This window comes from Psychrobacter maritimus, assembly GCF_904846345.1.
Classification (GTDB): domain Bacteria; phylum Pseudomonadota; class Gammaproteobacteria; order Pseudomonadales; family Moraxellaceae; genus Psychrobacter; species Psychrobacter maritimus.
Map to the genome: position 1 here is coordinate 124,953 of NZ_CAJHAJ010000002.1, position 13,747 is coordinate 138,699.

Annotated in this window: 9 protein-coding genes; all 9 read left to right on the plus strand. The window is 45.6% G+C overall.

Annotated features, from left to right (window positions below):
• The first annotated feature begins 20 nt into the window (after window positions 1-20).
• Window positions 21-1,574, plus strand: a complete 1,554-nt coding sequence (locus JMX50_RS03370; protein WP_320157650.1) for a TerC family protein — start codon at window positions 21-23, stop codon at window positions 1,572-1,574.
• 411 nt (window positions 1,575-1,985) lie between these two features.
• Complete coding sequence (kdpF, locus tag JMX50_RS13315) at window positions 1,986-2,066, plus strand: K(+)-transporting ATPase subunit F (protein ID WP_193005043.1); 81 nt, start codon at window positions 1,986-1,988, stop codon at window positions 2,064-2,066.
• The gene (kdpA, locus tag JMX50_RS03380; protein ID WP_201628427.1) at window positions 2,066-3,778 is read left to right on the plus strand and encodes a potassium-transporting ATPase subunit KdpA; all 1,713 of its coding nucleotides are present in this window, start codon (window positions 2,066-2,068) and stop codon (window positions 3,776-3,778) included. Before kdpF ends, kdpA begins: the two co-directional genes overlap by 1 nt.
• Window positions 3,779-3,905: 127 nt before the next feature.
• Window positions 3,906-6,044, plus strand: coding sequence for a potassium-transporting ATPase subunit KdpB (gene kdpB, locus JMX50_RS03385; RefSeq protein WP_227670890.1), 2,139 nt, complete (start codon window positions 3,906-3,908; stop codon window positions 6,042-6,044).
• A gap of 21 nt (window positions 6,045-6,065) precedes the next feature.
• Complete coding sequence (kdpC, locus tag JMX50_RS03390) at window positions 6,066-6,809, plus strand: potassium-transporting ATPase subunit KdpC (protein WP_201628428.1); 744 nt, start codon at window positions 6,066-6,068, stop codon at window positions 6,807-6,809.
• Between the two features lie 31 nt (window positions 6,810-6,840).
• Window positions 6,841-9,651 (plus strand): DUF4118 domain-containing protein, encoded by a 2,811-nt coding sequence (locus JMX50_RS03395; RefSeq protein ID WP_201628429.1) that lies wholly within the window; start codon window positions 6,841-6,843, stop codon window positions 9,649-9,651.
• Between the two features lie 107 nt (window positions 9,652-9,758).
• Entirely contained in the window at window positions 9,759-10,442 is a 684-nt protein-coding gene (locus JMX50_RS03400) for a response regulator (protein WP_201628430.1), read from the plus strand.
• Window positions 10,443-10,854: 412 nt separating this feature from the next.
• Entirely contained in the window at window positions 10,855-11,085 is a 231-nt protein-coding gene (locus JMX50_RS03405) for a hypothetical protein (RefSeq protein WP_201628431.1), read from the plus strand.
• Window positions 11,086-11,519: 434 nt separating this feature from the next.
• Window positions 11,520-13,724, plus strand: coding sequence for an FAD-dependent oxidoreductase (locus JMX50_RS03410; protein ID WP_201628432.1), 2,205 nt, complete (start codon window positions 11,520-11,522; stop codon window positions 13,722-13,724).
• Window positions 13,725-13,747 lie beyond the last annotated feature (23 nt).

Genomic DNA, 13,747 nt, shown 5'->3' on the forward strand with positions numbered 1-13,747 from the left:
AATAGAGAGTATTCAATTAAATGATAGAGCTTCTAAGCGATCCTTCGATATGGCTTGGTTTCTTCACACTGGTTAGTCTTGAGATTATTTTAGGTATTGATAATCTCGTTTTCATTGCCATTCTCGCTAATAAGCTGCCCCCGCATCAACGCAGTAAAGCGCGCAATCTGGGTCTTGGTCTTGCATTAATTATGCGCTTAGGCCTGCTGTTTGTGATGTCATGGCTCATAACTTTGACTGAACCTGTGGTGAGTTATGGCGCGTTTGATTTATCGGTCAGAGATTTGATCTTGATAGTCGGCGGCTTCTTTTTATTACTCAAAGCGACGCTTGAGCTACATGAACGCCTAGAAGGTAAGCTTGAGACCAATAATAATAGCAAAGTCTACGCAGGCTTTGCCGCGGTCGTTGCGCAAATCGTTATCCTAGATGCCGTGTTCTCGTTTGATGCGGTCATCACAGCAGTCGGCATGGTCAAGCATTTAGAAGTGATGATGGCCGCGGTTATTGTGGCGATGGCGGTGATGGTTTTGGCAGCCAAAACCTTAACGGAATTTGTCGGTAAGCACCCGACTGTCGTTATCCTCTGCTTAAGCTTCTTACTTATGATCGGCTTTAGCTTGATCGTTGAAGGCTTAGGCTTTCACATTCCAAAAGGCTACTTATATGCCGCCATTGGTTTCTCTATTATTATTGAAGCCTTTAATCAATTCATGCAGCGTAACCGTACGAAATATGAGAGCGCCATTCCGCTACGCGACCGAACCGCAGATAATATCTTAAGACTGATGGGCGGCAAAACCGCTAATCACGAGGAAGAGTCGCTCACAGAAGACGATACTTCAGTACAGACTATCCCTTTTGCAGAAGAAGAGCGCTACATGATTAGTGGGGTGCTGGCGCTTGGCGAACGTGATGTTGAAACCATTATGACGCCGCGCTCAGAGATATCTTGGGTGAATATCGAAGGCAGTCTAGACGAGATTCGCGAGCAAGTATTATCCACGCCGCACAGCTTATTGCCTATTTGCCAAGGACAGTTAAACAAGGTGCTCGGCGTCGTACGGGCCAAAGATATCTTAGCGGCACTCGACAAACAACCTAACGATATCCATCTGGCTCTAACGCCTTTATTCAGCAAGCAGCAGCCCGTTTTTGTCTCTGACACCATTGATAATTTGCGTCTTATCAATTTACTCAAGAATGCCAAAGGTAACTTGGCCATCGTAGTCGATGAGTATGGGCAAGTGGCAGGACTGGTGACGCCTTTGGATTTATTTGAAGCGATTGCCGGTGAGTTTCCCGACGAAGATGAGACGTTAGTGATTTTTAAACAAGAAGACCACTGGATAGCTGAGGGCACTATTAGCTTGGATCAGTTGCGCCTTGAACTAAATGAGCCAAACCTCTTGGCAGATGCCGAGCAACTGACCATCGGTGGCTATATCAATTTTAAACTCGATGGCATCGCGCAAGTGAATGAACACGTCAGCAGCGAAGGTTATACCTTTACTGTGTTAGAAATGCTGTCTGCAAGAATTCTTTTGGTAAAAATTGCAAAAGAGATTATTTAATAAAATTATTAATAATATCAATTATTTATATAGCTAGTACTAAGCGTGCTAGCTATAACCTTTATCACAGAGGCTACGGAAAATTCATCCCAGTCGCACTGTATCTGTTTTAAAGTGAAGCCACTTTATTAGCTCCCGCCAAATATATTGCTAGCCTATAGCAATATCCGCACTCTAAAAAACATCTAAATAATGCCTTAAAAATTAAGGCTTTCTGCTCATCTTACGTTTTAACACTGCCCATCTTTATACTTTCTTTATACCCCACCGCGTTATCTTGACAACACTTTTATACCTCTCTCGGCATACTGTTGCTATTAAGAAGTAAGCAATAAAGAAGTAATAAAAGATCAGTCTAACCATCGCTGATCTTCATTATTCATGGTTCATTGTGCGTTTTTGGAGAGTGTCATGGAAGTTTTTGCAGGGTTTCTAGCCCTCGGTTTATTCATCTATTTGTTATATGTGCTGATTAAACCGGAGGCATTTTAATGACAATATATGCGCTATCACAGCTGATTATTTATCTAATCGTTCTATTTACTTTAGGATATTTTCTATCAGGTTACCTGCTGCAAAGGATGCAAGCCCCCGTCTCTCGGCTTGAATCCCGTATTTTTACGACGCTGGGTATGATCGGTCAAGATACCAAAGGCAACCCTGCTTTTGGTATGAATTGGAAGCAGTACGCTGGCGCCATTGTGCTATTTAACCTCATTGGACTATTGGGGTTATTTGTTTTGCAGTTGGTGCAAGGACACTTGCCGCTAAACCCTGCCAATATGTCAGGCGTCACGTGGGACTTGGCGATGAATACCGCCATCAGTTTTATTACTAATACCAATTGGCAGGCTTACGGCGGCGAAAGTAGCATGAGCTACCTAACCCAAATGATGGGCATGTCGTTGCAAAACTTCTTATCAGCCGCAACCGGTATCGTGGTGGCTTTTGCTCTAATGCGTGGTCTGGTATTTAAAAAGAGCGCGCATCTGGGTAATGCTTGGATAGATTTATGGCGCTGTAATCTTTATATTTTGCTGCCGATAGCAGCAATTATAGCCGTGCTGTTGATGAGCCAAGGCGTGATACAAACGCTATCCATGTATACCGATGTGCAGACCTTGCAAGGTGAGTCGCAAACGATTGCTTTGGGTCCTGTTGCCTCGCAAGAAGCGATTAAAATGCTCGGCACCAACGGCGGTGGCTTTTTTAATGCCAACTCTGCTCACCCGTTTGAGAATCCCACCCCCTTTTCTAACTTTATCCAAATGTTGGCTATTTTCCTTATCCCAACGTCGCTTTGTTTTTGTCTTGGCAAAATAAGCGGCAACCTCAAACAAGGTATCGCTATCTTAAGTGCTATGACGGTCTTGTTTATAGCGATGTATTCTTTGACGGTCAGCAGCGAGCTTGCCGGCAACCCTTGGTTGGCGTCACAAGTTCAAGGCCTTACCGATGCCAGTGTGAGCGGCAACATGGAGGGCAAAGAAGTGCGTTTCGGCATTGTTGCCACGTCATTGTTTGCCACGATTACCACTGCTGCTTCGTGCGGAGCGGTCAACGCCATGCATGATTCATTTACGCCCCTCGGTGGACTGAGCACCATGTTGCAAATGCAATTGGGCGAAGTGGTGTTTGGCGGTGTGGGCGCAGGTCTCTACGGTATGCTGCTATTTGCCATCTTGGCGGTATTTATATCGGGGCTGATGATTGGGCGTACTCCCGAATATCTTGGCAAAAAAATCGAACCGTTTGAGATGAAAATGGTGGTCTTGGGGTTATTGGCCGCGCCAACGATGGTGCTAGTAGGCACCGCTATTAGTGTGATGACGACCAGTGGGCAAGCCGGCATCTTCAATCCGGGTGCTCATGGTTTTAGTGAAGTGCTCTATGCCTTTAGCTCGGCGGCCAACAATAATGGCTCTGCCTTTGCAGGTTTGGGTGCCAACTCTGTATTTTATAATTCTATGCTTGGGCTGGCGATGTTGGTTGGTCGCTTTGGGGTGATTATTCCGGTGCTGGCTTTAGCAGGATCGTTGGCCAAGAAACCCAGATTAGAGGTTAATAGCGGCACCTTGCCAACCACTACACCATTATTTGTCGGGCTTTTGGTCGGCACAGTGCTGATGATTGGTGCCCTGACCTTTGTCCCTGCTTTAGCGCTCGGACCCATCATAGAGCAGATTTGGATGTTGGGAGGCTAGCCGATTAAGTATAGGCAAGCATTAGACGAGTCGTTATTTAGTTAGTTAGTTAACTTATTACTAATAACATGACTCGCTACCCAATAATGAATCGACCCATTTTATGATTACGTGAGGAATACAAAGCATGAGCGTTTTATCAGACCCTAATACACAGGCTGCAAATTTGCAGTCGCAGCAAGACCCCAATCATTCAAACTTACCCGAAAAACCAGCGCAAGGCCTCCTTGATCCTGCTTTGATCAAGCCCGCCTTAAAAGACGCTTTACTTAAGCTTGATCCCAGAGTGCAATGGCGCAATCCGGTGATGTTTGTGGTTTATATTGGCTCGCTACTGACCAGCATCTTAGCCATTACGATGTTGATTCAAGGGCAAGCTGGCATTGTTTTTACCCTATCCATTACCTTTTGGCTATGGTTTACCCTGTTGTTTGCAAACTTTGCAGAAGCGTTAGCCGAAGGACGTAGTAAAGCCCAAGCGGCCAGTCTAAAACAGGCGCGTCAGGATGTGCAAGCTCGCAGGCTTGCGGGCACTGACAGGCATTCTGTACCTACCATGATTCAGGCAACTGAGCTTAAGCAAGACGATATCGTTCTAGTCAATGCAGGCGAGATCATTCCTGCTGACGGCGAAGTCATAGAAGGCTTAGCATCCGTTGACGAATCCGCAATCACTGGCGAGTCTGCACCGGTGATTCGTGAAAGTGGTGGCGATTTTAATGCGGTGACGGGTGGCACTAAGGTGTTATCTGACTGGTTAATGATACGTATCACCCAAGCTCCTGGACAAGGGTTCTTGGATCGTATGATTGCCTTGGTAGAAGGTGCCAAACGCACTAAAACGCCAAATGAGATAGCGTTGACCATTTTATTGGTGGCGCTAACGCTGATATTTTTACTGGTATGTGTGACCTTATTGCCTTTTTCACAGTTTGCCGTGTTGTCTTCGGGCAATGGCGAGCCGATATCCATTGTGGTCTTAGTGGCGCTGTTGGTCTGCTTGATACCGACGACCATTGGCGGTCTATTGTCAGCGATTGGCGTGGCGGGCATGAGCCGGATGATGCAGGCCAATGTCATCGCGACCTCTGGGCGCGCGGTAGAAGCGGCAGGCGACGTTGATGTTTTGCTACTCGATAAGACCGGTACGATTACCTACGGCAATCGACAAGCGTCACAATTTATACCGGCGCAAGGGGTGACAGAAAGCCAGCTTGCGGAAGTGGCGCTGATCAGCTCATTGACCGATGAGACACCAGAAGGTCGCAGTATCGTCAAGCTTGCTCAAAGCCGATTTGATATCGATGAAAACACATGGAAAGCATTGCCGTTTGACACCATCGAATTTACCGCTCAAACCCGTATGAGTGGCACAGATATCGAGCAGCGCCATATCCGCAAGGGAGCGTTTGATGCCATCGTCAAATGGGTAGAAGCTCAAGGCGGCATCTTACCTACTAATCTACAGCAACAAGTAGAGGAAGTGGCTCGCCGTGGTAGTACGCCGCTACTGGTCGCCGATAATCAGCAGTTGCTCGGCGTCATTGAGCTTAAAGATGTGGTCAAATCCGGCATAAAAGAGCGCTTTGCCGAGCTGCGAAAGATGGGCATTACCACCGTGATGATTACGGGCGACAACCCTTTGACGGCGGCGGCCATTGCTGCTGAAGCGGGCGTCGACGATTTTATGGCGGAGGCAACCCCAGAGCAAAAGCTTGAGCGAATTCGTAGTTACCAGCGTCAAGGTAAGCTAGTCGCCATGACCGGCGATGGCACCAATGATGCACCGGCACTGGCGCAAGCGGATGTGGCTGTTGCTATGAATAGTGGCACTCAAGCAGCTAAAGAAGCGGCCAACATGGTCGACTTGGACTCAAATCCGACCAAGCTGATTGAAGTGGTGCAAACCGGCAAGCAGATGCTGATGACTCGCGGCGCACTAACGACATTTAGCTTGGCAAATGATATCGCCAAGTACTTTGCCATTATTCCAGCCGCCTTTGCCAGCACCTACCCTGCGCTTGGGGTATTGGACATTATGCAACTGGGCAGCCCTCAAAGCGCGATTTTATCGGCTATTATCTTTAACGCATTGATTATTGTGTTTCTCATTCCACTGGCGCTGCGCGGCGTGACTTACAGACCTGATTCTGCCATCAATCTATTACGGCGCAACTTGCTGATATACGGCTTGGGCGGGCTGATTCTTCCCTTTGTCGGTATTAAAGCAATCGATATGCTCATTAATGCCTTGCACTTGGTATAACCAACGATACGGATGACGACTATGCAACCTAATAAATCTATGCCACTTAATAACTCTGTGCAATCTAACAACGTTATACAATCTATTTCTCCTGTTGACTCTAAATACCACCAAGCGGATGAAAAAAAGGCGGATGAAAACAACCTTTCTGCATCGGACAATTCTATATTGGACAATAGTACTGCCCGTATGCCCATGCTCAAACCTGCGCTATTATTATTTATAGCCTTGGCACTCATTTTAGGTTTATGCTACCCCTTATTGATGACCGGCGTTGCCCAAGTGACCATGGCGGATAAAGCCAATGGCAGCTTGGTAGAACACAATGGCAGCTTAGTGGGTTCTGCGCTTATCGGTCAGCGCTTTGATCAGCCAGAGTATTTATGGACGCGCCCCTCAGCAGCAGGAGACGGTTATGATGCCGCGCAATCTTCGGGGAGTAATTTGGGACCTTTAAATCCTGAATTAGTGACTGGTGTCGATGCGCAAGTACAAAGACTAAAAGCCGCTGATCCACAAAACACCGCCCCTATCCCTCTTGATTTGGTCACGATGTCAGGCAGTGGTTTAGACCCGCACATCTCACCGGCGGCAGCCGAATGGCAAGTCAGCAGAGTGGCCCGTATACGTGGCATCAGCGCTGAACAAGTCCAAACAGCCATCGATGAGCATACAGAAGCGCGACAATTCAATCTGTTCGGCGAACCGCGCGTGAATGTATTGGCGGTCAACTTAGCCTTAGATGAGATGGCAGTCGTTAAATGAGTCAACCCATTAACCAGCAGTGAGCATCAGCATGAGTGAGCAGCGCCCCAATCCAGAAGATTTACTGCAGCAAATAAAGCAGCAAGAAAATACGCGCAGCAGAGGTAAACTAAAAATCTTCTTTGGGTCATCGGCAGGCGTTGGCAAGACTTATGACATGCTCTCTGCCGCCCATCGAGACCAAGCGCATGGGCTGGATGTCTTAGTCGGCATTGTAGAAACTCATGGCCGCAGTGAGACAGCAGCATTGTTAGATGGATTGACAATGCTGCCGTTACGTCAGGTTGAGTATCGAGAGCAAACCTTGGTGGAGTTTGATATTGATGGGGCTTTAGCGCGGCATCCAGATATTTTATTGGTTGATGAGCTGGCGCATAGCAATATCCCAGGCTCCAGACACCCAAAGCGCTGGCATGACGTTGAGGAGTTATTAAAGGCAGGCATCAGCGTCTATACCACGGTTAATGTTCAGCATTTAGAAAGCCTGAATGATGTGGTCAATCAAATCACCGGGGTCGTGGTACAAGAAACCATCCCCGATTGGTTCTTTGATCAGGCCAATGAGGTGGTATTGGTCGACCTGCCAGCCGATGAGCTATTATCGCGACTGCATGACGGTAAGGTCTATATCCCAAGCCAAGCCAAACATGCGATAGAAAACTTCTTTCGAAAGGGCAATCTAATTGCCCTACGCGAGCTGGCATTGCGTCGAACTGCTGACCTAGTCGATGCCGATATGCGAGACTATCGCAATCAATCGCGTATTTCATCTATCTGGAATACCACCGATCAGTTATTAGTAGGCATCAGTACGCGCGCGCATAGCGAACGCCTTATTCGTCACGCCGCCAGACTTGCCAGCAGTTTACACTCGCAGTGGTATGTTATCTATGTCGAGACGCCGCGAAATGCCCATGAGCTGTCCAAAAATAAGCAAAGCATTTTAGAGGCATTACGCTTAGCAGATGAGTTGGGCGCCAAGACAGAAATCATCAGCGCTATTAGCGTCGCTGAAGGTTTGGTCAGTTATTCCCATCAATTTAATATTGGGCGTATTATTATCGGCCAGAATCACTCTAGGTTTTATTATAATCAATCATTGGTCAAACAGATCTCACAGCAGGATATCAATTTAGACTTGATATTGGTCAATCAAGCTACACAGACAAAAAGCCCCCGTAGCAAACGACAACTGCCTACTTGGGATATGGCCGCCCTAGCCTCTAAAGACAATCGCATCGGTTATCTGATGGCTGTTTTAGGTTGTACGCTCGTCACCGTCAGCCTAGTCGCCCTGACGCGCTGGTTTGATTTAGCCAATGTGGTGATGCTATATTTGCTAGTCATTGTGTTCATCTCGGTTCGCTTTGGGCGCGCCCCTGGTATCTTTGCGGCGCTATTAAGTGTCATCAGCTTTGATTTGTTTTTTGTAGAGCCTAAGCTTTCTTTTAGTGTTAGCGATGTCCAGTACTTAGTCACCTTTGCGGTGATGATTGTCGTCTCATTGATTATCAATAACTTAGCGGTTGGACTACGATTTCAGGCGCAAAATGCCCGTAGACGTGAGCAACAAGCGATCTCTATGAGTCATTTGGCACAAAGTCTCAGTGCGGCGCGCAAAAATGAAGAAATCATCAATCAAGCTATTATTTGGCTGACCAAGCATATCGCTAGTAAAGCGCTCATAGCGATGCCCAATGCTGACGGTAAATTGACTGTCGTCTCAGAATCGAGCATCCCCTCAGAGTTTAATTGGAATGTGACGCAATGGGTGTTTGATCATAAAGAAAGCGCGGGTCTAGCGACCCATACGCTGGCCGCCAATCCTATGCACTATCGGGCGCTTGCGACCTCAAGTCAGGTACTGGCGGTATTGGCACTGATGCCAACCGATACCGATAATTTTAATCAACCGGAACAACAACGTACCCTCGATGTCGCTATCGCCCAAATTACTTTAGCTTTAGAGCGTGTTTATTACGCCAAAGTTGCACAAAATGCCCTTATCAAAGTGGAGTCAGAACGTCTGCGCGGCTCGCTCTTATCCGCGTTGTCTCATGATATTCGCACTCCGATTACCGTGCTATCAGGATTGGCCGCTTGTCTTGCCAGCCAAAACCTAGCACCTGCTGCACAAAAGCAGCTGGCTATCGATATCGAACAGCAAGCCAATGTCATTCAGCGTTTGGTCATCAATATCTTAGATTATGTGGCGCTGCAATCTGGCGGTATGAAACTCAATAAGCAATGGGTAAGCTTGGAAGAGATTATCGGTAGTAATATACGCCAACTTGAACCGTATCTACAAAATCGGCAAGTCAAAATAGACGTGGCCAGTGCAGTCGATTTTATTTATACCGATGAATTAATCTTGGCACGGATTTTAAACAACCTGCTGACCAATGCGATTAATTACACCTCAGACAATGCAACTATCACCATTCAAGCGACACTCACTAATCAGCCCAACACTCAAAACCTGCAAAACAATAAAACCGTGCAAAGCTACCAAATAACGGTAACCGACAACGGTCAAGGGCTGCCATTAGGGATGGAAGCGCAAATATTTGAACGTTTTACCCGCGGTGATAGTGAAAGTAATACAACAGGATTGGGATTGGGACTGGCGCTCAGTAGAGACTTGGTCCAGCACTTAGGCGGCACACTAAGCGCGAGCAATATACAACCGCACGGTGCGCAATTTGTTATAGTGCTACCGTGGCAGCCTTTAGAAAATCTAGATATATTTGATGATAAATTTACATCAAATGTGACTCAGATAGAGACAATCATAGATGCAAACATAACTACAAATACAACTACTAGCTCTGAAAGCTTATAAAATCAGTCTCTCCAACATTGTTAGAAACTTGGGCGCAGTCATTACTTCATTATTTCATTACCTCATTACTGCCTCAAGCTTCCCTTATAAGTAGCAAATACCCTACCATGAAAACCATCTTAATCATTGAAGACGAAGCCCATATTGCCCGCTTTATCAAATCAGCGATGGAGCAAGAAGGCTATCAAGTCTACGCTGCCGATAGCTCGCAACGCGGACTAATTGAAGCGGCCTCTCGCCGCCCAGACTTATTGATATTAGACCTAGGTCTCCCAGATGCGGATGGTTGCGATGTCATCTCAGACATTAGGGCGTGGTCATCGCTGCCCATTTTAGTACTGTCGGCGCGCAGTGACGAGCAAGATAAAATCAAAGCTTTAAATTTAGGTGCCGATGATTATTTGGTAAAACCCTTTAGCATGGGCGAGCTAATCGCTAGGGTCAACGCCCAGATGCGCCGCTGGCAAGCCGGTTATGAGGCACCGGTTGTATTAGCATTAGGCAATGTCAGTATTGATTTGGCACAACGGCACGTTAAGAAAAATGGCGAAGACATTCATTTAACCCCGATTGAATATCGCTTACTGACTGTACTCATTAAAAACGCCGAAAAGGTCATGACGCATCAGCAACTGCTAAACGAAGTATGGGGTAAAGGTCACAACCACCAAGAGCACTATGTGCGTATATTTATGTCAAATTTACGTCAAAAACTAGAGGACAACCCTTCTAGACCTAGTTATTTCTTCACTGAAATTGGCGTTGGTTATAAGCTGCATATTCCCAAATAGCTATCACTATCAAATAGTATTATTATCAAAATTCTCGTTAATTAATGATTTATAAATCACAGTTATCCTTATTTACAGAGTCAATCACTGCTTAAAAATTGCTGTTATAGATATTGCCCTACGTCTCGCATCGGGCTAAGCCCTGTTTCTGTTTACCTCTCATCATTTAATATCTCTGCGGTTTCCTCGACCTACCTCAATTTTTAGGGATTTAGGGGTATTGGTTATATGAAATAGGTGCATTTTACAGTGTTGTATATTCCAATTTGTGGATTGACAGGTTTAATCACAGATGTGTACACTTGTATACCTAAAATCATGTACTGTTGATTCACTTTTAACTGTGTAATTAGCCTCCTAATGCTGTAATCGGAAAATACTCCTTAATCCTTTTGAATATAAGAGATGCACGATGCGTGATGACACGGAACTGTCAGTTTATGAGCTAGGGCTAATTAAAAACTCTCTGAGAGAACGATTAGTCACAATCGAAGAGTTTAGAACTGACCTTGTGACCGAAGATGAAGAAGAAGAAATGAACAAGCGCGTGGATGCTTTCGGACTGGAATTAAAGACCATTAGTGACAAAGTTGAAGTAATCATTTTAAATAAGTTGGATGCAGCTAGCCAACAACCTACCTAGTAGCAAACATACCGCTTTGGCTATTTACCATACTAATTTTTATGCTGCGGCGCTGCGTTAGCCTACTAGCAAAGCCATATCTGACGCTCATATGCTATTAGCATCATAAAAACATCATAATAATTTGAACAATCACTCAAAAAACATTACAATCCATAAATACAATATTTGGTGGGTTTCTTGCACCTATAGTTGAGCAATCATTCAAAATATAGCAAATTTTGGACTCAGTATTAACCTTTCTAAGCTTAGAAAAGCCGCCAGCTATTCTCAACAATATGGTGTCTATCTATATAACTAAAAAGTAACATATAACCACCCGTAATGAAAAAGTAGATTATAGTAAGACTAATGACATCGCTACGTGCTTATAAATAATACTTTTTAGATTCTATCACTGATACCCTTTGCACTCTTATTTAGCCGGACATTTCATGATTAAAAGAATATTTTTAATACTGTTAATATTGATATTAGCGGCAAGCTTTTTTCATTTTGACCTAAATCAATTATTGACGCTTGACGGCTTAAAAGGGTCGATGGCGCAATTTAACGACTATAAAGCGCAATCACCGCTATTAGTTATCGGTGGGTTCTTTTTACTTTATGTCGTCGTCACCGCCCTATCCTTACCGGGTGCAGCTATTTTGACCTTAGCAGCTGGGGCATTATTTGGCTTATGGCAAGGGTTACTGGTCGCCTCATTTGCCTCTAGCATTGGTGCGACACTCGCCTTTTTAACCTCACGTTATTTACTGCGTGATACGATTAAGCAGCGTTTTCCTGAACGCTTAGCAGCCATTGATGCTGGCGTTGAAAAAGAAGGCGGGTTTTACTTATTTACCCTGCGCTTGGTGCCGATATTTCCGTTCTTTTTGATTAATTTACTCATGGGCGTCACCGCGATTAAAGCGAGGACATTCTACTGGGTAAGCCAAGTTGGTATGCTCGCGGGCACTTTTGTATTCGTTAATGCCGGTACGCAACTGGCGCAAATTGACAGTTTGTCAGGGATTTTATCGTTTAATTTAATCGTCTCATTTGCGTTGTTAGGTTTCTTCCCATTAATGGCAAAAGGGATATTGAATATGCTAAAAAAGCGCCGCGTCTATAAAAACTACAACAAACCTAAAAAATTCGACCGTAATATGATTGTGATTGGCGCTGGTGCTGGCGGGCTAGTCACCAGCTATATCGCGGCGACCGTCCGAGCAAAAGTGACCTTAATCGAAGCGGGTGAGATGGGTGGAGACTGCTTAAACTATGGCTGTGTACCCAGTAAAGCCCTCATTAAAAGCGCAAAAGTCGCAGAACAGATGCGCCATGCTGAGCGTTACGGCTTAGAAAATACACCACCAGAGTTCTCATTCAAAAACGTCATGACACGCATCCATAAAGTCATCGCTGATATCGCGCCAAACGATAGCGTCGAGCGTTATACGGACTTGGGTGTCGAAGTATTAAAAGGCTACGCTAAATTTATCGACCCATGGACGGTAGAGATTGCGCTAAACGATGGCGGCACGCAAACACTCACCGCACGTTCCATCGTTATCGCGACTGGCGCGCGTCCATTTGTACCAGACTTGCCCGGTTTAGAAGAAACCGGCTATGTGACCAGCGACACCATATGGAATAAGTTTACCGAATTAGAAGAAGCACCGAAAAAACTGGTCGTCCTTGGCGGCGGGCCAATCGGCTCTGAGCTGGCGCAAGCCTTTGCACGCTTAGGCTCAAATGTCACCCAAATCGAAAGAGGCGCGCGTCTTATGAAAAAAGAAGACGTGGAAGTCTCTGAATTTGCACAGCAAGTACTCGTCGAGAGTGGCGTGAATGTCTTAACCTCGCATCAAGCGATTCGCTGTGAAGCTCGCGATGGTAAAAAGTTCATTATCGTTCAAGCGCAAGGCGATAATATAGATAAGCAAAGCAGTACCGATAAGCAAGACAGTCAAAACAAACAAGAAATCGCTATTGAATATGACGAATTGCTTTGTGCCGTTGGACGCAGTGCGCGCTTAAAAGGCTATGGGCTTGAAGATTTGGGCATCGAAACTGAACGTACCATCGAGACCGATGACTATCTAGAAACTCTCTACCCCAATATTTACGCTGCTGGTGATGTCGTCGGCCCTTATCAATTTACTCATGTGGCTTCCCATCAGGCATGGTTCGCCGCCGTAAACGGTTTATTTGGACATCTAAAGAAGTTTAAAGTAGATTACCGTGTGATTCCGTGGACGACTTTTATTGATCCAGAAGTCGCACGCGTGGGCCTAAATGAGCAAGAGGCTGTTGAAAAAGGCATCGACTTTGAGGTTACCCGCTACGACTTTAAAGACTTAGATCGTGCGGTGACGGAAAGCGCCAACGCTGGCTTTATCAAAGTCATTACGCCAAAAGGTAAAGATAAAATACTCGGCGTGACCATCGTCGCTGAGCATGCTGGGGATATCATGCCGGAGTTTATATTAGCGATGAAACATGGCTTAGGGCTAAATAAAATACTCGGCACCATTCATATGTACCCGACATGGGCGGAGGGCAATAAATACGCGGCTGGTGAATGGAAGCGCAATCATGCGCCTGAAACAGTATTAAACTGGCTTGAGAAATACCATACATGGCGTCGAGGTTAAGTAGATTTTTTATCAACTGCGCT